The organism is Microcoleus sp. Pol17C6, assembly GCF_036701145.1.
GTDB lineage: Bacteria > Cyanobacteriota > Cyanobacteriia > Cyanobacteriales > Microcoleaceae > Microcoleus.
In genome coordinates this window covers 19633-44276 of sequence record NZ_JAUBQH010000011.1, presented here as the reverse complement: position 1 = coordinate 44276, position 24644 = coordinate 19633, and the positions used below count along the sequence as shown (strand labels likewise).

Genomic DNA, 24644 nt, shown 5'->3' with positions numbered 1-24644 from the left:
AGAATTAAATATGATATCAACACATTTGAAACACTACCAAATTAACGATTGCCAAACATCAGGCTGGCTCACCTTATTTCGGTAAATTTCCAAGTGAACCATTATCTAGGTATAACATGAATCCAAATAAAACCATACCTTTAAGACTTGTGCTAGTAGTTCCGTTTGTATTGCAAGTCTTTGCCACCGTCGGACTGACTGGCTATCTGTCCCTGCGAAATGGACAGATAGCCGTCAATGATGTTTCTAGTCAGTTGCGTGAAGAGATCGGCGATCGCATTAACCAGCAAGTCCTGAGCTATTTGGAAAGACCTTATATTGCTGGACAAGCGATCGTCGCGGCTGCTCAAGAGGGGCAGTTAGATTTAACAGATGTCACCAAACTAGAACGGACTTTCTGGCGGTTAGTTAGCCAAGGTACGATCGAATTTATGCAAATTGGCTTGGCTGATGGCACGGGTATCACCTTAGAGAATACACCCAAGGACGGCATCGTTTCTCGTATTGGTTCCAAAGCGAATCTACCTCAGCGTGAAATCTACCAACTGAACGATCGAGGTCAACAAACTAGGTTGGTAGAAACTCAAGCAAAGTTTGACCCCCGGACTCGACCCTGGTATAAAACTGCAGAGAAAGCCGGAAAACCAACCTGGTCATCTCAGCCCTATTTAAGCCAGGTGGATAAATTGGTGACAATTTCTCTATCTCAGCCAATCTACGACAACAATCGAGTATTGTTGGGAATTCAAAACAGTAACTTTCGGATTAGCAAGATTCATACCTTTCTCAGTCAGCTAAAGGTGGGCCAAACAGGACAAACATTTATCATCGATCAATCCGGCAACTTGATTGCCAGTTCAAAGATCGAAAATCCTTACATTATTGACCTTAAAAAACAGGATTTGCAACAAATTCCTGCCGTCAAGTCGGAAAATTCTGTAATTAGTGCCACAGCGCAAGCAATCCTCGATCGATTTGGTAACTTTAACGCCATTACACAGAGTCAACAGCTTGATTTTTGGCTGGCAAATCAGCATCAGTTAGTTCAAGTTTCAGCCATTCGAGACGAACGAGGTATCGATTGGCTCAGCGTCATTGTCGTGCCCGAATCAGATTTCATGGCACAAATTAATGCCAACACCCGCACCACTATTCTGCTCTGTTTGGTGGCGTTGGGTTTGGCAACTATTCTAGGCATCTATACTTCTCGCTGGATTACCAGTCCGATTCTGAAATTACAAAAGGCAAGTGAGGCGATCGCCTCTGGCTCTCTTGACCAAACAGTGGCAGTTAAAGGGATTGATGAATTAGAAGCCCTGGCTGGTTCCTTTAACCAAATGGCAGGACAATTGCGAACTTCCTTTACAGAACTAGAAACTCGTGTAGAAGAACGCACCGCCGAACTCACTATTGCCAAAGAAGCTGCCGATAATGCCAACCAAGCCAAGAGCGATTTCCTCGCCAACATGAGCCACGAACTTCGCACACCTCTCAACGGGATTCTCGGCTATGCCCAAATTCTCGAACGTACTAAAACTATACCCGAAAAAGAACGTCATGGTATAAATATCATCCACCAATGCGGTTCTCATCTACTAACATTAATCAACGATATTTTAGACCTTTCCAAAATCGAAGCCCGCAAACTCGAACTTACCTCCCAAGCCATTTACTTGCCATTTTTCTTGCAAGGAGTAGTAGAAATCTGTCGAGTGCGTTCAGACCAAAAAGGTATCGAGTTCATTTATCAACCAGATACAAACTTACCCACAGGAATTATAACAGACGAAAAACGACTCCGCCAAGTGCTACTCAATCTCTTAGGAAATTCGATTAAATTCACCGATAAAGGCAGCGTGACCCTCAAGGTAGAAGTGATAGAATCAAATGCAACGAGGCCATTGCCTCAGCTTAAATTTCAAGTGATCGATACAGGAGTTGGCATCGCATCTGACCAAGTAAACAAACTATTCCAAGCATTTGAACAAGTAGGCGATCGCAAACGCCACGCGGAAGGCACAGGCTTAGGTTTAGCCATCAGTCAAAGAATTGTGGAATTGATGGGCGGAAAAATTCAAGTTGAAAGCCATCTGGGAATAGGCAGTAACTTCTACTTTGAAATAGCACTGCCGATCGCCACCGACTGGGCTCAAAAAAGTTCAGTCAAAGACGGGCGCACAATTATCGGCTATGAAGGGCCACCACGCCACATATTGATCGTGGATGACCGTTGGGAAAATCGGTCAGTATTGGCGAACCTGCTAGAGCCTCTAGGGTTCACATTTACTGAAGCAGAGAATGGTCAAGAAGGCTTAGAAAAAGCTATAGAAAAACTGCCAGATTTAGTTATAACTGACTTAGCGATGCCAGTAATGGATGGCTTTGAAATGCTCAAACAGTTACGAAAATCGGAGGATATCAAGCATTTACGGGTGATAGTATCTTCGGCATCGGTGGCAGAAATAGACCAGCAGAAAAGCTTAGATATGGGTGGAGATGACTTTCTGGCCAAACCCGTTGATGCAGAGGAATTGTTGACTTTGCTTGCCAAACATTTACAACTCATCTGGAAATATGATGTAACTGAGTTAACAACAAGCAATAATGAAGTATCCACGAAAGAACTACTTCCCCCATCGGCGGCGGACTTGCAAATTTTACTAGAACTGGCAGAGGATGGCTTCCTCATAGAATTGGCAGAAACCGCCGCTCAAATTGGGCAAAAGGATCAGCGCTATCAGCTTTTTATTCAGCAAGTAATACAATTAGCTAAGCAATTCCAAACTGAGAAGATCGAGGAATTAATTCAACAACATCTCACTAATAATAGTTAAAAGTTGGATGGCTATGACTATGACCACAGGTTTAACTGGCTTAATTTTAATTGTTGATGATACTCCCACCAATTTGGATGTCATCTCGGAAGCGTTGAGTAATGCGGGGTATAAGGTGGCTATCGCTACCAGTGGCGAACGCGCTCTGCAACAAGTTGAGCGGCGACCGCCCGATCTGATTTTACTGGATGTGATGATGCCGGGAATTGATGGCTTTGAAACCTGTCAACGCCTTAAAGCTAATTCAAAAACTTGCGATATTCCAGTTATGTTCATGACCGCTCTGGCTGATGTAGACAACAAAATTAAAGGGCTTAACCTTGGTGCAGTAGACTACGTTACCAAGCCCTTCCAAGAACAAGAAGTGTTAGCGCGAGTGAAAACTCATTTACAGTTGCGTCTCTTGACTCAAAACTTAGAACAGCAAGTGGCTCAAAAAACTGCTGAATTACAAGCAGCTCATATCCAAGTCATTCAACGCGAAAAATTGTCTGCTTTGGGCAACTTGGTGGCTGGTGTTGCCCACGAAATTAATAACCCTGTTGGCTTTCTTTATGGCAATATTCAGCCCGCTTTAGACTACATCAAAGATTTGTTTGGATTGCTCGATCTATTTCAGCAAGAATCTGCTAATTTCAGTGTGGCAATTCAAGAGGAAATTGAAGCGATTGACCTCGACTACATCCGTGAAGACTTACCTAAGTTAGTTGGCTCGATGCAAGAAGGAGTAAACCGGCTTAAAGACATTAGCATCAGCTTGCGGACATTCTCGCGTGCTGATAGCGATCGCCCCGTTGCCTGCAATATCCACGACGGCATTGATAGCACAATTATGATCCTCAAACATCGCCTCAAGGCAAACGACACTCGCCCTGAGATTCTGGTCATTAAAGAGTATGGTGATTTACCGGAAGTAGAATGCTATGCAGGACAGATCAATCAGGTATTTATGAATTTGTTGGCTAATGCGATAGATGCTTTAGAAGAATCAAATACGGGACGTAGTTATGCAGAAATCAAAATTAATCATAATCAAATTATTATCAAGACTGAATTATCGGAAGATCGGCAGAAAGCAATAATTCGGATCAAAGATAACGGTATTGGCATGAGTGAGACGGTGAGGCAGAAGGTTTTTGATGATTTATTTACTACCAAGGGAGTAGGGAAAGGCACGGGGTTGGGATTGGCGATCGCACGGCAGATTGTAGTTGAAAAACACGGCGGTACAATCGAGGTAAATTCTCTATGGGGAGAAGGGACGGAGTTTACGATATCATTGCCTACAAACGGATGAAGTTAATTATGCGATCGCCGCATTTAACTCTTACACACAGAGGCGCACATTAATTTTTAGCAGTCAATATTTAAGATGAGGATAGCCAAAATGAATGCAGGTATAGATTTAACCAGTCCAATTGCCGGATACCGTCTAATCGAGCAACTGTACAGTGGTTCTAAAACTCTGGTTTATCGAGCCATTCGAGAAATCGATCGGCTTCCAGTTGTTATTAAACTATTAAATAGAGACTATCCCAGTTTCAGCGAACTGCTGCAATTCCGCAACCAGTACACCATCGCCAAAAATCTACGTCTGCCGGGAGTTGTTGAACCTTACAGTCTGGAATCCTACCGCAATAGCTATGCCCTAGTGATGGAGGATTTTGGCGGTATTTCTCTACGAGACTACGCCCAAGAACGCAAGCTGACTCTAGCAGAAATCTTGGAAATTGCCATTCAAATAACTGATATCCTTGACGGACTGTACCGAAACAGAGTCATTCACAAAGATATTAAGCCAGCTAACGTTCTGATTCATCCCGAAACCAAACAAGTCAAACTGATTGACTTTAGCATCGCCTCCCTACTTCCGAGAGAAACTCAAGAAATTCAAAATCCCAACATCTTAGAAGGAACCCTCGCCTATATTTCTCCCGAACAAACCGGACGAATGAACCGAGGCATCGACTACCGCACCGACTTTTATTCTCTGGGAGCCACCTTTTACGAACTGCTGACAGGAAAACTGCCATTTGAATGTGACGACCCGATGGAGTTGGTTCACTGCCATATTGCCAAACAGCCTCCTGCAATAAACAGCCAAGAAATTCCGCAGGTGGTTTCGGATATGGTGATGAAGCTGATGGCAAAGAATGCCGAAAAACGCTATCAAAGTGCCTTGGGATTGAAACATGACTTAGAAAAGTGTTGGCAGCAGTGCCAAGAAACTGGAAAAATTGAAAGCTTTGAATTAGGAACGCGGGATATATGCGATCGCTTTCTCATCCCCGACAAACTCTATGGAAGAGAAACCGAAGTGAAAACGCTCCTACAAGCCTTTGAAAGAGTCAGCGAAGGTGCAACAGAAATCATGCTAGTTGCGGGTTTTTCAGGAATTGGAAAAACCGCAGTTATAAACGAAGTTCATAAACCCATAGTGCGGCAACGTGGTTATTTTATTAAAGGAAAATATGACCAATTTCATCGCAACATTCCCTTCAGCGCCTTTGTGCAAGCATTCCGCGATTTAATGGGGCAATTGCTCTCAGAATCAGATTGGCAATTAGAAACATGGAAAAGCCAGATATTAACTGCATTAGGAGACAACGGACAAGTCTTAATTGACGTAATTCCTGAGTTGGAAAATATTATCGGTAAACAGCCAGCCGCCCTTGAATTATCGGGAACAGCCGCCCAAAATCGCTTTAATCTCCTGTTTCAAAAATTTGTGCAAGTCTTTACCAGTCAAGAACATCCGTTAGTCATGTTTTTAGATGACTTGCAATGGGCCGATTCCGCATCACTTAACTTGCTGAAATTATTGATGCAAGATGCTGGGCATCTATTAATATTAGGCGCGTATCGAGATAATGAAGTCTCTCCCGTACATCCATTCATTTTAACAGTGGATGAAATTGTCAAAACTGGGGCAACGGTGCATACAATTACTTTACCACCCTTAAGGCAACCTGATATGAATCAGTTGGTGGCAGATACACTGAATTGTAAATCATCTCTAGCCCAGCCTTTAACAAAATTGGTCTATCAAAAAACTCAAGGTAATCCTTTTTTTGCGACCCAGTTTCTCAAAGCATTACATGATGACAAGTTAATTAGCTTTGATTTCGAGATTCAATATTGGCAATGCGATATTGCCCAAGTGAAGGCCTTAGCAATTACTGATGATGTCGTTGAGTTCATGGCATTGCAATTACAGAAATTGCCCAGAGAAACTCAGGATAGTCTCAAACTAGCGGCTTGTATAGGGGCGCAGTTTGATTTGAATACCTTAGCAATTGTCAGTGAGAAATCACCAGACAGTAGCGCCACAGCTTTATGGAAAGCCTTGCAGGAAGGTTTGGTAATTCCTACTACCGAAATCTATAAGTTCTTTACCCAATCTGATAGCGAGGAACTTTTCAATGATTCCGCTAATCCGACTTATCGATTTTTACACGATCGCGTCCAACAAGCGGCTTATTCATTGATTCCTGACGAGCAAAAACAGCAGACCCATTACCATATTGGGCAACTACTCCAACAAAACTTATCAGAGATAGAAAAAGAGGAAAAGCTGTTTGATATTGTCGGGCATTTAAATTTAGGAATTGAGTTCATGACTCAAGCAGAGGAACGGGAAGCCTTAGCCAGATTGAACTTAGCAGCCGGACAAAAAGCCAGAAATTCTACAGCCTATGCAGGCGCCAGAAGTTTTGTGAAAACAGGGCGGGAGTTACTCACTGAAAACTGTTGGCAAACTCAGTATGAATTAACCCTGAATCTTTATGTGGCTGCGGCTGAAACGGCTTACTTAAATGCCGATTTTAATGGCATGGAAGAAATGGCAGCCCAGGTTTTGCGATCGGCGAAAACAATACTAGATAAAGTCAAGATATTTGAGATTCAAATCAACGCACTGACAACTCAGAGTCAGATGTTAGAAGCGATCGCGATCGGCACCAATGCCCTAGCACAATTGGGGATTGAACTCCCCTATGAAACTGACGAAGCATTGACACGCATTGCATTACAAAACCTTGCCAACCAACTGGAGGGCAAACAGATCGAGGAACTGGTTAACCTTCCCGTGATGAGCGATCCTCGGACAATCGCGGCGATGCAATTGTTAGGCATCTTGTTTCCGGCTATTTTTATGGGAAATCCTGCCTTGCAGCCTCTGCTTTGTGCCACAATGGTCAGTATATCACTTCAATTTGGCAATGCACCAGCATCAACAATCGGGTATGTGGGTTATGGCATTGTGCTATCTGGTTTTTTCTCAGAAGTAGAAAAAGGTTATCGCTTTGGGCGAGTAGCACTTAGCTTACTCAATCAGTTGAATTGGCCAGAATTTAAATGTATCACTTTACTTTGGTTTGGCTGTTTTATTCAGCATCGTCAAGAACCACTGAGGGCAACAATCCCAACTGCGAAAGAAGGGTATTTAGTCGGAATGGAAACAGGTGATTTTCTCAATGCTGGCTACTGCGTCAGTAGTTATTTATATAATAATTTTTTTTCGGGGGTAGAGATTGATGATTGGCACGCAGAAATAGAAAATTATTGTGTTGTCTTAACGACTGTGAAGCAATATTCTCCTATGGTTTACGTGAATATGGCACAACAGGCGGTGCATAACTTGAGGGAAATTGTCAATCAACCGGATTTATTAATCGGTCAGGCTTATGATGAAACAGTGATGTTTCCTCAGCATAATCAGAATAGAGAGCTTACTGCACTCGCTCTTGCCTATAACTACAAACTAATGCTTGCCTATCTCTTTGGCAACTACACCAACGCCCTAGACTACATTGCTCAAGCAAGCCTCTATTTGAGGGTGGCGGCAGCAATGATTCATACTCCGGTTTTCCATTTCTATGCCGGGTTAACCTACTTGGCAGTCTGCTCTACGCAGTCAGAAATTGAGCAAGCGAACAGTCTCGCTTTGGCAGAAACCCATCAAACCACTTTGGCTCAATGGGCACACCAGGCGCCGATGAATCACAAACATAAAATTGACTTGGTAGAAGCAGAAAAATGCCGGGTTTTAGGCAAGAATTATGAAGCTGGAGATTGGTACGATCGCGCAATTGCCGGAGCCAAGAAAAACGAATATATCCAAGAAGAAGCTTTAGGCAACGAACTAGCTGCAAAATTCTACTTAGATTGGGGGAAAGAAAAAGTTGCACAATCTTACATAATTGAGGCGTATTACTGTTATTCCCGTTGGGGTGCAAAGGCTAAAGTCGCTTATTTAGAACAACACTATCCACAACTACTAAAAGCTATTCTCCAACCTGCTAACTTTGTAATAACATCTGGGACAACAATCAACCCTACCTGGATGGGAAGCCTAGCTAGCGTCAGTAGTAGCGAGAATTTATGGTTAGATTTTCCAGCAGTAATGATGGCGGCACAAGCTATTTCACAAGAAATTGAATTAGAGAAACTGTTAGCCACTTTGATGCAGATTACGCTGGCGAATGGGGGAGCACAAATCGGTTGTTTAGTGCTTCGCCAAGACCGACAATGGTTAGTCGTCGCTCAAGCCGCACAAAAGCAGACAAAAATATTAGAAATTCCTCTGGAACAATATCAGGAAATTCCTCAGAGTTTGATTTATGCCGTGGCACGAACTCAAGCGACTGCTGTTTTTGACAACTTAAGTACAGCCGACCAATTTGCAGGCGATCGCTATATTATCGCTCATCAACCTAAATCAGTTTTATGTACTCCAATTATTCGGCAAGGAAAACTCGTCGGTATTGTGTACTTAGAAAATAACTTAACACTGGGAGCATTTACTAATGAGCGAGTAGAAATTATCCAGATACTCGCAGCTCAAGCGGCGATCTCTATTGAGAATTCTCGTTTATATAAACAAATAGAGAAATATTCCCAAAGCTTAGAAGCAGAAGTAGCGCAAAAAACGGAAGATTTAAGCCAAAAAGCTTTTGATTTAGAGCAAGCATTTAAAAACTTGCAACAAACTCAAGCACAATTAATTCAGAGCGAAAAAATGTCATCTCTCGGTCAACTGGTAGCTGGGATTGCTCACGAAATCAACAATCCAGTAACATTTATTCGTAGTAATGTTGCACATATAGAGGATTATGTCAAAGATTTGCTTATTTTACTTGATATTTATCACCAAGAGTATCCTGAAGCCAGTGGAGTAATTCAAGCGAAAATAGAAGAAATGGATTTAGAATTTGTCTGGAAAGATTTAATTAAAATTCTAGAATCTATGAAATCAGGGAGCGATCGCATTAGCCAAATTATCGTGAGTTTGCGTAACTTTTCCCGCTTAGATGAAGCAGAAATGAAAGCAGTAGATTTACATACCGGAATTGAAAGCACTTTGCTAATTTTACAAACTCGCTTAAGACTAAGGGATGGCAAATCAGAAATACAAGTTATTAAAGATTATGGAAATCTGCCCAATGTCATTTGTTATGCTAGTGAGATAAATCAAGTATTTCTGAGTATTATCAGTAACGCTATTGATGCTCTTCAATCAATTAATAAAACCGATAAAAATCCTGTCATCACGATTCAGACTGAAGTCATAGAAAAAGACAGGGTTAGAATTAAAATTACTGATAATGGTGCTGGTATCCCGGCGAGTATTCAATCCAGAATATTCGATCCATTTTTTACAACTAAACCAGTGGGTAGCGGTACAGGTTTGGGTTTATCTGTTAGCTATGGTATTGTCAAAAAACATGGCGGTAAATTAACCTGTAATTCTAGAGTTGGAGATGGTACAGAGTTAGCGATCGAGATTCCTATCAACTATATTAGAGCCTAAAGTAGCTTCTTACTGCTACGCCCGTTGGGATGTAAAACAAAAAATATTCGATCATTTATTGACGACGAAAGAAGTGGGCAAAGGAACGGGTTTAGGATTGGCTATCGCACGTCAAATCGTTTTTGAAAAACATAGCGGTTCTATTCACATCAACTCTCGACAGGGAGCCGGAACAGAATTTATCATCACCTTACCCACTAACGCCTAACAAAAAAGTTAATTTTTTTCTCTTCTTCAGACACATTTAACCGCTCGTTAACCCACCAATTATTAAATAACAACAACCATGAATAACTCTCACCAAAACCGTAACCCAAACACAAGCATTCAAATTCCTAACTATCAAATTCTCCAAACAGTTTATTCAGGAAGTCGCACCTTAGTTTATCGGGCCATCCGTACCAGTGACCGATTACCTGTCGTTATCAAACTGCTGAAAAACGAGTATCCCACCTTTAGCGAGCTGGTGCAATTTCGCAATCAATATACCATTGCTAAAAACCTTTGTCAACCCGGAATTATCCAAACGTATAGTCTCGAACCCTCTCGAAATGGCTATGCATTAGTCATGGAAGACTTTGGGGGAATTTCGCTTCAGGAATGGGCGATTAAAGGGAAAAACGCACTATCTTTGAGAGAGTTTTTGGAAATCGCGATCGCTCTTTGCAATACCTTAGATATTCTCTACCGAAAGTGCATCATTCACAAAGACATAAAGCCCAGCAATATCTTAATTAATCCCGAAACCAAACAAGTCAAATTAATTGACTTTAGTATTGCGTCTTTACTTCCAAGAGAAACACAAACCTTGATAAATCCCAATGTATTAGAAGGGACACTTGCTTATATTTCCCCAGAACAAACTGGTCGAATGAATCGGGGGATTGACTACCGGACAGACTTTTATTCTTTGGGTGTGACTTTCTACGAATTACTCACAGGGAAATTACCATTTGAATCAAATGACCCAATGGAGTTGGTACATTGTCATATTGCCAAAGCAGCACCATTAGTACATGAAAATAACCCACAACTCCCCTCGGTAGTCTCAGAGATTGTCAGTAAATTGATGGCAAAAAACGCCGAAGATAGATATCAAAGTGCATTAGGACTGAAATATGATTTAAAAAAATGTTTACATCAACTACAAAAAATTGAGAAAATTCAGAGCTTTAAAATTGCACAACGGGATAGGAGCGATCGCTTCATCATCCCCGACAAACTCTACGGACGAGAAACCGACGCAGCAACCCTGCTCCAAGCCTTTAAAAGAGTCAGCTTAGGCGCAACAGAAATGATGCTAGTGGCAGGTTTTTCTGGAATTGGCAAAACCGTCGTCGTCAACGAAGTTCATAAACCCATTGTGCGGCAACGCGGCTACTTCATCAAAGGTAAATATGACCAGTTCAACCGCAACATCCCGTTGAGTGCCTTTGTGCAAACCTTCCAGGACTTGATGGGACAACTATTGAGTGAAAGTGATACTCAGGTGGCGCAGTGGAAAGACAAAATCCTCTCAGCTTTGGGTGAGAACGGGCAAGTCCTAATTGAAGTCATTCCCGAACTCGAACAGATTATCGGCAAACAACCTGCTGCCCCTGAACTTTCAGGTAGTGCCGCCCAGAACCGCTTCAACTTGCTATTCCAGAAATTCATTGCCGTATTCGCTAAAGCAGAACATCCTTTAGTGATGTTCCTCGATGACTTGCAGTGGGCAGATTCAGCCTCATTGAGCTTGATGCAAGTGTTGCTGAGTCAAAGCGAGGTGGGCTATCTGCTAACGATCGGGGCATACCGAGATAATGAAGTCTTCCCCGCTCATCCACTAATGCTGACATTGGAAGAGATGAAGAAAGACTCAGCAACTATCAGCACCCTTACCCTCACCCCGTTAAGTCAATCTCACATCAATCGTTTGGTTGCCGACACCCTCAGTTGTTCCACAGTTCTAGCGCAACCGCTGACAGAGTTAATCTATCAAAAAACCAAAGGCAACCCTTTCTTTGCCACGCAGTTTCTCAAAACCCTGCATCAGGAGGGCTACATTGCCTACGATCTGCAAGTCGGACACTGGCAGTGCGATATGGTAGCAGTGCGATCGCTCTGGCTCACTTCGGATGTGGTGGAGTTCATGGCGCTGCAATTACAAAAGTTGCCAGAAGCCACTCAAGAGATACTGAAGCTAGCTGCTTGTGTGGGGGCACAGTTCGATCTGGAAACATTGGCGATCGTTTCACAACGATCGCCAACCGATGCCGCAACAGCATTGTGGAAAGCCTTGCAGGAAGGCTTGATTTTACCCACGAGTCAGATTTACAAGTTTTTTCAGGGTGCGGGACAGTCTGAGGCAGAGGATACTGTTAATCCGACCTATCGATTTTTGCATGATCGCGTCCAGCAAGCCGCCTATTCTTTAATTCCCGCTGACAACAAACAAGCAACCCACCTGCAAATTGGACAACTGCTCCAGCAAAAACTCTCAGAAATAGACCGAGAAGACAAGTTATTTGATATTGTCGGGCATTTGAATTTAGCCATTGAGTTAATCGCGCCACCGGAGGAACGGCAAGCTCTAGCACAACTGAACTTGAAAGCGGGAACTAAGGCCAGAAGTGCGACCGCTTATGCTGCGGCAAAGGTTTATTTGCAAAGCGGGTTGGAGTTACTTTCGCCAGACTGCTGGGAAACTCAGTACGAATTGACGCTCAATCTGTATGTAGCCGCCGCCGAAGCCAGTTACTTGAATAGTGACTTTGAGGGCATGGAGCAGCTTGCCACATTCGTCTTGCAGCAGGCACAGACGATTCTCCACACAGTGAAAATCTACGAAATTCAAATCGCAGCACACACGGCTCGCAACCAAACATTGCAGGCGATCGCAGTCGGTGCAAAGGCGTTGAAGCAATTGGGGGTAGAGTTTCCGACAGAAGCAGACTCAGCCAGGATTGGCAGTGCTTTACAGCAGCTTAAGGAGCAACTCCAGGGCAGAGAAATTGCCGAACTGGTTGATTTGCCCGCGATGAGCGACCCCAATGCTCAAGCCGCCATCCAACTGTTAGGAAGGTTATTTTCACCCGTGTACCAGGGGATGCCGGCATTGCTGCCTCTGTTGGGCGCGACGATGGTGCGGTTATCCCTGGAGTTTGGTAATGCCCCCGCTTCAACGATCGGCTATGTGGTTCACAGCATGGTACTGTGTGCCTTTTTCGGCGAAGTCGAAACTGGCTATAAGTTTGGTCGATTAGCACTCTCAATGCTGGAGCAGGTGACTACTCAAAGTATGAAGTGCATCACTTTGGGGATGTTTGGGTTTTTCATTCAACCTCACCAGGAAGCTTTGCGGGCAGCACTTGTGACGTTGAAAGAGAGTTACAAGGCAGGTATGGAAACAGGTAATCTGCTCAGTGCCGGCTACGACATAGGAAGCTACTCCCATCTGGCTTTTTTCGCAGGTGTAGAGCTAGATATGTTAGAACCCGAATTGGCAGCTTACAGTGCTGCTATGGCTCAGATGAACAATGATTCGGCGGGTTTTCTTTTGGACATGACGTGGCAAACGGTACAGAATTTGCGAGAAACGGTGAGCCAGCCCGATCGCCTAATTGGTACTGCCTATGATGAAACCGTGATGCTGCCCAAGCACCAGCAGGATAACGAACTCATGATGATTGTCGTTGTCTACATCTTCAAACTGCTGCTTGCCTACTCATGCGGCAATTATCCGGCTGCTCTCGATATCCTCATCCAACTCCAGCCCTGTTGGATGGTACTATCGGGAACGGTTTTTATTCCCATTTTCCATTTCTATGCGGCGCTGACGCATCTGGCACTCTTCCCCACCGGGTCAGAACCAGAGCAAACTGAACTGTTGACTGTGGTTGCTACCCATCAAGCGGCTCTGCACCAATCGGCGCACAATGCCCCGATGAATCACTTGCACAAATGGCATCTGGTGGAAGCAGAGCGATATCGGGTGTTGGGTGACAAAGCCGCTGCCATTGAGCATTACGATCGGGCGATCGCGCTGGCTCAAGAACACCAATTCATCCACGAAGCAGCTTTAGGCAATGAACTAAGTGCTAAGTTCTATCTGGAATGGAACAAAGAGCGCATCGCCCAGGAATACATGACCCAAGCCTACTACGGCTATGCTCGCTGGGGAGCCAAAGCCAAAGTTGCAGACGTAGAACGTCGCTACCCGCAACTGCTGGCTGCTATCCTTGGGCAAGCTCACTCTGCCCTCTCGGTCAACGAAACCGTCTTTGCAGTAGGAACCGTCACCTCCACCACTTCCTCCTTCAGTGTCTCCAATTCCCTCGACATCTGTGCCATCCTCAAAGCTTCTCATGCTATTTCCGGTGAAATCGAACTGGAAAAACTACTTTCATCGTTACTTTCGATCGTCATCGAAAATGCTGGAGCCGATAAATGCGTGTTAATGCTGTTGCGAGACGATCGCCTGCTGATCAAAGGGTCAATTACTGTAGGGAAAGAGCCAGTCGTGTTGCAGCGCCTTCTGGTTGAAGAGAGTCAAGAAATTCCCCTGAAGCTGATTTACAAAGTCAAGCGTGACAGGCAGACTGTTGTGCTACTTGATGCCAGTGCCGATCCTACTTTAGCCAATGACCCGTATATCATGCGTCAGCAGCCGAAGAGTATCTTGTGTAGCCCGATTTTGCATCAAGGTAAGTTGATGGGCATTTTATATCTAGAGAATAATTTAGCAACGGGGGCGTTCACGAGCGATCGCGTTGAACTACTTAACTTACTCTGCGCTCAAGCAGCAATTTCCTTAGAAAATGCTCGACTTTACGAGCGATCGCAGAACTATGCTCAACAGCTAGAACAGTCTCTGGAAGAGTTAAAGATTAGTGAAGCCCGCTTTCAGAAACTTGCCAACAACGTGCCTGGCTTGATTTATCAGATTCGGATTCAAGCCGATGGTTCTGCTTCAATGCCCTACGTCAGTTCTGGATGTCAAACACTCTATGAAGTGGCGGCAGAGGATATGATAGTAGGAAAATACAGCCTACGCGATTTTGAACATCCCGACGATCGAGCAGAGGCGTTTCGGGCAGTTATCGAGTCCGCTCAAACGCTCACCCCATTTCAACATGAGTGGCGGATTATTACTCCCAGTGGGAAAGTGAAATGGGTGAAAGCCGCTGCTCAGCCAGAACGTAGAGAAGACGGAGAAACCGTTTGGGATGGAATGCTGATTGATATTACCGATCGCAAGCAAGCAGAAGCAGGTGTGATTCAAAAATCACAGGAACTCGAACAGACTCTGGCAGATTTGCAGAACACCCAACTGCAAATGGTGCAAAGCGAAAAAATGGCATCACTGGGAAATCTGGTAGCAGGTGTTGCTCATGAAATCAATAACCCCGTCGGCTTTATTTGGGGCAATTTGAATGAAACCCAGCAAACGGTGCAAGACTTAGTGGAGCATCTCAATCTCTATCGCGATCGCGCTCCAGAAACAGAGGTTGCAGACCATGCCGAAGATATCGATTTAGACTATATCATCGAAGACTTGCCTAAAATGATTGACTCCATGAAAGTGGGATGCGATCGCATTAAAAGTATCAGCACTTCGCTCCGCACCTTTTCTAGAGCTGACAAAGACTATAAAGCGCCCTTCAACATCCACGAGGGCATAGATAGTACGCTCTTAATTCTCAAATATCGATTGAAAGCGAACGATGAGCGACCCGCCATTGAAGTAGTGAAAGACTACGGCAATATTCCGGAGATCGAATGCTTCCCCGGACAGCTTAACCAGGTATTTATGAACATTCTAGCCAATGCGATCGATGCGTTAGATGAATCAAATACTGGTCGAAGTTTTGCGGAAATTCAGGCGAATCCCAACTGCATTACAATTACAACCTCACTAGAAGATAACCAGGCGAAAATTACCATTACTGATAATGGAAAGGGTATGACTGAATCAGTCAAAGAGAAAATATTCGATCATTTGTTTACGACGAAAGCGGTAGGGAAAGGAACGGGATTAGGATTGGCGATCGCACGGTTGATTGTAGTTGAGCAACACTTTGGTATGCTCGAAGTCAACTCAAATTTAGGTCGCGGTACAGAATTTATAATTTCATTGCCATGTTGAGCATTAGCTGGGTAATTTATAGCCAATTTTGGAATTTTTCTTGAAAATAGAAAGTTTTTTACACCCTACTTTACACTTTATAGTAAGCGATAACTTCTGCCAAATTCTTGATACGTCCCTCGCACTAATTTATAAAGGAATCTCGATCGCAAATTCCGTACCTTCTCCTACGGTAGAACGGCAGCTCAAGGCTCCGGCGTGTTTTTCTGCGACAATTCGGTAACTGATGGCTAACCCCAAACCAGTGCCTTTTCCCATCGGTTTTGTCGTGAAAAACGGGTCAAATAATCGGCTACGCACGTCTTCTGTCATGCCGATCGCATTATCGGCAATGCGGATGCAAATACTATTTTCGTTTAGGGCTTCTGTGCGAATGCTAATAGTTGGTTTCCAATCGTCGCCGACCGCCGCAGATCGCCTTTTTTGGTTGCAAGCATCTTCCAATGCGTCAATACTGTTGCTAAGCAGATTCATAAAGACCTGATTGAGCTGACCTGCATAACATTCTATTAAAGGAAGTTGACCGTAATCTTTGATTATTTTTATTTCTGGATAGTCGCCTCTGGCTCGGAGTTTGTTGTGCAATATTAAGAGGGTATTATCTATGCCTTCGTGAAGGTTCGTAGGTTTTTTTACCGAGTCGTCTAAACGCGAGAAATTTCGCAAGCTCAGAACTATTTCGCGAATGCGATCGGCTCCCATTTTCATCGAAGATAATATTTTTAGTAAATCTTCTCTCAGAAATTCTAAATCGATCTTGTCAATACATTCTCGAACTTCTACCACGGGCTGAGGATAGTGTTTTTGATAAAGTTCCACAAGCTGCAACAAGTCTCGGATATATTGGCTGGCGTAGGAAATATTGCCGTAGATAAAACTGACAGGGTTATTAATTTCGTGAGCTACTCCAGCTACCATTTGACCGAGGCTTGACATTTTTTCGGTATGAATTAGGTGAGCTTGAGTTTCTCTAAGTTCTTTGAGAGCGATTTCTAGCTGCTGGGCTCTGTTGTTGGCGATCGCCTCGGAGAGCCGCAAAGCATCCTCCGCTGCTTTGCGTTCTGTTATGTCAAAAATGGCGCCGTTGAGGGATACAACTTCATCGGCTGCGTTGAAAAGGGCTTGACCTTTCTCTGCAACCCACCGCACATTTCCGTCGCAGTGCATCAGGCGATATTCGATGATGTAAGGTTGTTTTGTCTTAATAGCCCGATCGATAATTGTCTCGATCTGCTCAGCGTCATCGGGATGAACTATACTCGGAAAAGCCTGCACCGGTTTTTGCATAAAGTTAGCGGCAGGATAGCCGGAAATAGCTTCTATGCCACTGCTGATAAAAGTTAGGCTCGATCGCCCAGCAGCACTGCACCGGTAAACCGCACCGGGAATGCTAGAAACTAATGACCTAAACTCTTCTTCCCTTTCTCGCAAAGCGGCCTCAATCCGCTTGCGTTCGCTAATGTCACGAGCAAACGCGCACTGATATTCTTTGCCGTTAAATTCCAAATGGTTTATCGTAATTTCTACCGGAAAAATGCGACCGTACTTAGTGATGTGGTGAACTTCAATATTAACCGAACCGCAGCGTTTTAAGACTTTCCAGTGCAAACTCCAAGCAGTTTGGGGAAAATCTGGATTGATGTCGTGCACGGTCATCGAGAGCAATTCTGCAGCAGAATATGCCAATGAAGTGCAAGCAGCGTCGTTGACGTACAAAAATTTACCGTCGGGCCCGATCCAGAATATCGCATCTGCAGATCGGTCGATCGCAAATTGAGTCAGTTGCAACTTTTCCTCAACCCGTTGGCGATCGGCAATTTCTTTTTCTAACTGTTCATTAAGCGAATTGAGAGCTAAAGTGCGATCGACAATAGTATCTGAAGGGTAAAAATTGAGCGCTTGTTTTGCCAATTCTCCTTTCTGGATATCATGGTGGTGCTGATGTTCCTCTACCTGTTTTAACGACTGTTTTTGAAGTTTTTCTTTTTGATTAAAACCAGACTCGGCAAGTGCTTTGGGCATGAGGGCAAGGGCGACTGCGACTAAAAACCACGCAATCAAAGCACTTGCAGCTTTGAGAGTTACTGACAGCCAATATATCGAGTGCCACAGCGTCCAAACTTCCGTCAATTTAGCAGCGCCCCAGGCAAAAAAAACAACGGCAAATACCCGGAAAATCTTGCGGTGAGAACCTTGGCGGGTAAAATAAACTAAAGATAGGGCGATCGAGCAATAAGCCAGTGCCGTCAGCGAGTCAAAAACAGCGTACAATCGCAACTCCGGCACCACGTTGCAGGCGAGTGTAGAAGATACAGCAAGTGTGGAAAAAAAAATTGTTAATTGTTCTTGCATAAAGTTCAAGAAAAAAATTATCTGTACCAATGCAAATCAGATCAAATCTAATTATTTGATTTCGGCTAGTGAAATATTTACATAATTATATACTTTTTTCATTTTTTATGAAACAGCTATTTTTTCAGGAAATCTCAAAACTATCGAGGTGGGGCCCTAGGAACGAAGCTTTTCCCAAGTATGAGCAATGGTGAGCGTCACGGCTAGCAACGCTTACGTTGCTCCCTGTGACGGAATACATAGGTTCGCCTACCTATTGATTCAGAAACATTTAAATTGTTAATGATCGCTATTAAATTTTCTTTTAGATTACTTAAGCAGTGAGCCAGGAGTTTTTAACCCCTGGCTCACAGATGGACTAGCAGACTTTTAAGGCAGAGAAAATCTCAATTTTTGCGCTGGAAATCCACACTTAAGCACCGCCCAGCGCCCAATGCACCAAAGTCCGAACTCCAAAACCGGTAGCCCCAGGGCCATTGTAGCCATTTTCTTTGTCACTCCAAACCGGACCGGCAATATCTAAATGCGCCCATGCAGTATCCTTTACAAACTGCTTCAAAAATAGCGCCGCTGTAATCGAACCGCCGGGACGTGGACCTGTGTTTTTCATGTCGGCGTGCAATGCTTTCAAGCCCTCAAAATATTTTTCTTCCATCGGCATTCGCCAAAATTTTTCGCCGGCCAATTCTGAGGCGGCGACTATTTCGGCGGCGACGCTATCTTGAGGACTCCACAAACCCGCGATATCGTCGCCTAAAGCAATTACGCAGGCCCCGGTTAGAGTTGCTAAATCGACAATCGCGTCAACTCCCAATTTATCAGCAAATACCAACGCATCAGCCAGGGTTAAACGGCCTTCTGCATCGGTATTGTTGACTTCAATTGTTTTGCCGTTGGAAGCTGTAAGGATGTCTCCAGGGCGCATGGCGCGGCCGCTGATCATGTTTTCAGTGACGGCGCTGATAAAGTGAACTTCCACATCGGGTTTGATGTGTCCGATCGCCTTTGCCGCTCCCAAAGTAGCCGCAGCGCCGCCCATATCTATTTTCATCATTTCAATGCCGCTGCCCGCACCTTTGATGTTCAAACCGCCGGAATCAAAGGTCAATCCTTTGCCCACAATTGCTATTTTGCGGCGCGGTGTGCCCTCTGGTTTGTAAGTTAAATGGATGAACTTGGGTGGTAAATCCGATGCTAGGGCTACGCCGAGAAAGGCTCCCATTCCTAGTTTTTCACAGTCTTCCCGCTCCAGTATTTCTAATTCTAAACCGCATTCTGCAGCCAGACTTTGAGCAGTTTCTGCCATGGTAATTGGGGTGACAAAATTTGCCGGCGCTGCGACTAATTCGCGTGCTAAAATGACTCCGGCAGTGATTTGGCGGGCGCGGGCGATCGCACTTTCGGTACCGGCAAAACCGAGCAAATGAATTTGTTCGAGTTGCGGGCTTTTGTCTTCATGTTCCGATTTGAAACGGTTGTCTTGATTCAGGGAGAGTTCTACACCTTCGGCGATCGCGCTTGCTGTAGAATCCGGCGCGTTTTTCCACACCGGAAAGCTAATTCCGAGAGTTTTGCATTTCTCTTTTTTGGCTAACTTGGCGCAAACGCCCGCAGCTTGCCGCACGGTGTCTAATTTTAAGTCCTCTGTTTTGCCCAAACCCACGATCGCAATTTTGCGAATGGGATTATTGCCGCCGACGCGGGTGATGGCGCTCGTACCCACTTTGCCCTTAAAATCTACTTCCAGTAGCAGCTCTTTCAAAGTGCCTGCAAGCTTTTCATCTAATTGTGCCAGATCGCCGGTGAGTTCCAGGGCGTCCTCAAATAGACCAATTGCCAAGGCGTCTCCGGTCCAAACAGAGCGGGGCGTATCGGTGACTAGAAATTCCATGTTTTGATTTAGAGTTGAGATTTTAGACTTTAGATTGTACTTTTTGACACTCCCCCGGCCCAAGCGCGAGGGATTCTAGCGGTTGTCTAAGACGAGGCTGAAGCCGTCGTCAAAGACGCATCACCAGTTAAGGGACTGTCATTGACCCCATCCTCTGAATCAACGATTTCCATTGCAGATACCGCTTTCTGAAGATTCAAAGGACACGCAAATCCTACCCACTGCCCAATATTTTGCGAAGCGTTCCAGTCCGCGTTACAGCGATACCCATCAAATCCTTTGAATTGGTGCTTGACTCGTTTGCCGATAACACCATTTCGATGATCCGATTTACTGGTATAGGGTGCCGGCACCGACTCAACGGGAACACCTGCACGAATCGCTTTATAGCGGGTGAAGATTTCAAGCTGATAGAACGCCCAAGCATCTCGGTTCTGAGCTGCATCCGATTTGGTTTTCTTGCGTTGCTTTGAGGTACTTCTGATTTCAGAAAGATCCTCAAACCGCAATCCCATTCCGAAGTATGAAGCAAACTGAACCAACTGCCTAGAAATCTCGTGATTGATCTGCGTCATGATGCGACGCTCACGCGATTCTAGCTGCTTAACCTTATTCAGCTTTTTCGCTTCTTGGAGAACCTTACGGGTTTTCTGAAACCGTCGTCGGGCGGCTTTAACTTTGCGACCATTCCAGAACTTGCCGAAGGAGTTGGGCAGTGCTGCGACTGCAATATTGTTTTGTCCTCGATCGACTCCAATCCAACCTTTAACATCACCTGCATCGGGAACTTCCATCGATACAGAAATGAGTGCATACCAAACACCTTTTTTGGACTTGCATAGCTTCAGACTGCCTAATTTGACAGAACCTTCGATCGCTTTATCCAAAACTTCGGTATGCGAGGCGGCATGAACATCAAGAGGAATTCTTCCTTTCCGCCCTCGATAGAGACTGAAAGACACAGTGAATAAATTGCCAGACTTGAGAACCTCATAACCTTGGTTGTTCACTTCAAGCCACATTTGCTTAAAGTGCTTCACCTTAGTTTTTGCATGGGTGTTCCGAATGGTTTGATTGATCCACATCGATCCAATCTCAATATGTCTAAACGCGGCACTCGTCAGCTTTTTACGCTCCTTGTTGTCAACTGCCAGCAAATCATTTGCAACAGCCGTATTGACGGCGGTGAGCCGCTCAAATTCAAGTGCTTTGCAGGCATTCAACCTGTGAAACGGAAGCTTTAACGTTAGTGTTAGCTGAGCCATATTAAGAACGACCTTAACTTGACCTGTTAATTGTATCCTGCAAATAGTCGTAGGATATGAAGAATGGTTAAAGATCCGACCCATACTGCGGGAAGACAGCCTGTTGTTAGCTTTCCTCCCCCGGCCCCAGCACGGAGGCTCTAAGCATAAGTTTTGGTAGTTAGTGGTTTGTCGTTTTTCCTTTGTGCGGGCAAATAGATCGATCGCACAAATTTTCCGCTCCACATCAAAATAAATTCTGCTACTATATCAGCCAAGTCCGCCTGCGATCGGATCTTCCACCAATCTCAATCATCTGTTTGGGGGTCGGCTGTCCGTTTTTGCCCCACTCTTAACATTTATTTCTCGTTAAACAGGTCTCCTGCCTGTGATGGCGTGGAACACCCATCCTGCCTCTGATGGCTTTTGACAAACGATCGCTTATCTATTGTTATTCTCTTAAATTTTCCCATGCTAAAACGACGCCGGGCCCGATTTTCTGTTTTAATCAGCGTTTCAGTTTGCGTTATTGCGATCGGCTCTTTGGTTGCTGCGATGAAATGGATGGGTTTTGGCTCGGTCCAGAAGGCTCAGCAGCCCCTGAATGCAGCGAATTCCGAATCGGAAGTCAAGATGCTGGTGTCGCTGTCACCGAGCGAGCGATCGGCGAAATTAGTTGAACTCGCAACCAGTCAGTCTGCAAGTACGAACCCGCAGCAGGAAATCTCCCCTCAAAGCCGCGCCCGCTACCTGCTTGCCAGCGATTTAATCCAGCAAGGAAATGCCGCCAAAGCATTAAAATTATTGGACAAATTAGAGCAAGAATATCCGGTTTTAGCTGCTCACATTGCCCTAAAAACGGCGCAAGCTTACCAATTGAGCGGCGACAAAGGCAAAGCCCAAAAAGCTTGGCAGGAACTGCTCAAAAACTATCCGAGCGACCCCGTAGCAGCAGAAGCTTTATATGTTTTAGGCAAGTCAAAACCGGAATATTGGCAACAGGCAATTACTGACTTTCCTGGTCATCCCCGCAGCGTAGAAATTGCCCTCCGCAAGTTAAAAGAAAATCCCAATCAGCCGCAGTTGATGCTGCTCGTAGCAAAACACGGTCATTATGTCAAAGATTACGGGACAATTTTGGAACAACTTGTGCAGCGAAACAGCGCCGCTTTGAAACCGGAAGATTGGGAAGAAATTGCCTTTGGCTATTGGGAAAAACAAGATTACGGCAAAGGAGCTATTGCTTATGGGAAAGCTCCCCGCAACGCCAAAAATCTTTACCGCAAAGCTCGCGGTTTGTGGCTCGACGGAAAAATCCCGGAATCGAGAATTGCCTATCAAGAATTAGTGCGCGAGTTTCCCGATGCCGAAGATACTGGTTTGGGTTTAATTCGGCTATCGCGGCTGAGCGAACCGAAAGAAGCGATCGTTTTGCTCGATCGAGTTATTAGCAAATTTCCCAATTATGCCCCCGAAGCTTTGTTAGATAAATCGCAAATTCTCGACAAAGCACGCAGCGGTCAATCCGCCTCAGATACCCGCAAGTTGCTCTTGACAAAATACAATAATTCTGATAAAGCAGGCGAATTGCGGTGGACGATCGCCCAGCAGTTTGCCAAAGGCGGAGATTTAAAATCAGCTTGGCAGTGGGCAAGAGAATTAACCACCCACAATCCCGACAGCGAACAAGCTCCAGAAGCCGCATTTTGGGTCGGGAAATGGGCACAGCAACTCGGTCGGCAACAAGACGCCAAGACTGCATTTGACTACACGATCTTACGCTATCCAGAATCATATTTTGCGTGGCGATCGGCTGTACTTATTGGCTGGCCAGTCGGCGACTTTACCACAGTCCGAGATTTGTCTCCCAATGTAGTGCGGCCCCCTCAGCGCCCCGAACCAACTGCGGGTTCTCCTGCGTTGAAAGAACTCTATCAATTAGGTCAAGATAGAGATGCCTGGACGCTGTGGCAAATAGAATTTATCGATCGCGTAGAACCAAGTATTGCCGAACAGTTTACCGACGGTTTAATGCGAGTAGGAGTCGGAGACAATTTAGACGGTTTGTGGATGGTTGGGAGTTTGCGGCAGCGCGATAAACCAGATGATAGAACCCAATACCTCGAACTCAGACAGCAACCGATTTATTGGCAAGCACTTTATCCTTTTCCTTACTTAGAAACCATTGTCAAGTGGTCGCAAGAACGCAAAATAAATCCCGTATTAGTAACAGCATTAATCCGGCAAGAATCGCGATTTATGCCCGCAATCAAATCATCAGTTGGCGCCACAGGTTTAATGCAAGTAATGCCGGAAACAGCAGCTTGGGTTGCCTCTCAAATCAGCCTCAAAAAGTATTCATTGGAGAATGTGGACGACAACGTTAAACTCGGTACGTGGTATTTGGATCACACTCACGACGAGTACAAGAATAACTCGATGTTAGCTGTGGCGAGTTATAATGCCGGGCCAAATGCAGTATCAGATTGGTTGAAGAGGTTTAATTTTAATGACCCGGATGCTTTTGCGGAAAAGATTCCGTTTCCTGAAACGAAAGGATACGTGAAATCGGTGTTTGAGAATTACTGGAATTATCTGCGGATTTACAATCCAGAAGTTAATCAGTTAATGAGTGAGCATTATGCGGCTGCTCAGAAAAAAGCAAAGCCTTAGTAAATTGGGTTTAGGCTAAGCTTTCAGAAACGGACTCTCCGGCCCGTTCCACAAACACCTTTATTTTGTGTATTGATTTTGTGGGGTGAGCTTCAAGCGCGCCCCTACCAATATTCCAGCAGTGAAATTATGGAATGATAAAATAAATCAGCGGCATCCCAAGGAATCACGAGTAGAAATCCCTGTTTGAGAATTAATACCGCTGGCTTTTGTGCACAATTCTTTAACTTGTGAGCCGTCCATAATTGCGTCTGTAAAGTCAGCGCCGGTGATATCTACACCCTCAAAAGTAGAACGCAGCAAAATTGTTTCGGCTAAAATTGCATCACTTAAATCGGCATTAGTAAATTTAACTTGATCAATCATTGCATTAGTTAAATTGGCTCCGTGCAAATTCGCCTGAGTCATCACAGAAGCGCTCATAATTGCTCCTCGCAAATCGGCATTAGAAAAATTAGTCAAATCCATATTAGCGTTAGAAAACTCAGCGGCGCGCAGCATTTGACCCGAAAAATCGCGTCTTGTCAGTTCGGCGTTGCTAAAGGACAACGGCGGAGCGTAATATTTAGATTGAGCCTGGGCTGGCTGCTGCAGGATGAAGATAGTTAGTGCCAAGAGGAATGCTGCTAGTTGCCGGAGTTTCATAAGTCTGATATTCTCGCAAGGTGGGTATTTCGTAGTGTATCCCGAACTTTGGTCGATCGACTAAACA

General features: G+C 44.7%; 10 protein-coding genes. 6 read left to right on the top strand and 4 right to left on the bottom strand.

The features are described from left to right. Positions 1–116 precede the first annotated feature (116 nt). From QUA25_RS08155 to QUA25_RS08135, 5 genes are all read left to right on the top strand, one after another. Complete coding sequence (locus tag QUA25_RS08155) at positions 117–2834, top strand: ATP-binding protein (protein WP_333036948.1); 2718 nt, start codon at positions 117–119, stop codon at positions 2832–2834. 7 nt (positions 2835–2841) lie between these two features. Continuing rightward, positions 2842–4131 (top strand): hybrid sensor histidine kinase/response regulator, encoded by a 1290-nt coding sequence (locus QUA25_RS08150; protein ID WP_445242243.1) that lies wholly within the window; start codon positions 2842–2844, stop codon positions 4129–4131. A gap of 90 nt (positions 4132–4221) precedes the next feature. Then, on the top strand, positions 4222–9645 hold the full coding sequence (locus QUA25_RS08145) for an AAA family ATPase (RefSeq protein WP_333036946.1): 5424 nt from the start codon (positions 4222–4224) through the stop codon (positions 9643–9645). A gap of 58 nt (positions 9646–9703) precedes the next feature. Next, positions 9704–9853, top strand: a complete 150-nt coding sequence (locus tag QUA25_RS08140; protein ID WP_445242242.1) for an ATP-binding protein — start codon at positions 9704–9706, stop codon at positions 9851–9853. A gap of 78 nt (positions 9854–9931) precedes the next feature. Beyond that, entirely contained in the window at positions 9932–15772 is a 5841-nt protein-coding gene (locus QUA25_RS08135; protein WP_333036945.1) for an AAA family ATPase, read from the top strand. Positions 15773–15901: 129 nt separating this feature from the next. Here the strand turns inward: QUA25_RS08135 and QUA25_RS08130 are convergent, their stop codons facing one another. From QUA25_RS08130 to QUA25_RS08120, 3 genes are all read right to left on the bottom strand, one after another. After that, complete coding sequence (locus tag QUA25_RS08130; protein ID WP_333036944.1) at positions 15902–18124, bottom strand: PAS domain S-box protein; 2223 nt, start codon at positions 18122–18124, stop codon at positions 15902–15904. A gap of 412 nt (positions 18125–18536) precedes the next feature. Continuing rightward, a complete protein-coding gene (locus QUA25_RS08125) occupies positions 18537–20015 on the bottom strand; it encodes a leucyl aminopeptidase (RefSeq protein ID WP_333036943.1) in 1479 nt (492 codons plus the stop codon). Between the two features lie 86 nt (positions 20016–20101). Continuing rightward, positions 20102–21280 (bottom strand): transposase, encoded by a 1179-nt coding sequence (locus QUA25_RS08120; RefSeq protein ID WP_333036942.1) that lies wholly within the window; start codon positions 21278–21280, stop codon positions 20102–20104. A gap of 450 nt (positions 21281–21730) precedes the next feature. Between QUA25_RS08120 and QUA25_RS08115 the strand changes: the two genes are divergently transcribed. Then, positions 21731–23932: a transglycosylase SLT domain-containing protein gene (locus QUA25_RS08115; protein ID WP_333036941.1), complete on the top strand. Its 2202-nt coding sequence runs from the start codon at positions 21731–21733 to the stop codon at positions 23930–23932. Positions 23933–24079: 147 nt separating this feature from the next. On the opposite strand, the gene QUA25_RS08110 is transcribed toward QUA25_RS08115, so the two are convergent. Continuing rightward, the gene (locus QUA25_RS08110; protein ID WP_333036940.1) at positions 24080–24577 is read right to left on the bottom strand and encodes a pentapeptide repeat-containing protein; all 498 of its coding nucleotides are present in this window, start codon (positions 24575–24577) and stop codon (positions 24080–24082) included. Positions 24578–24644: the final 67 nt, after the last annotated feature.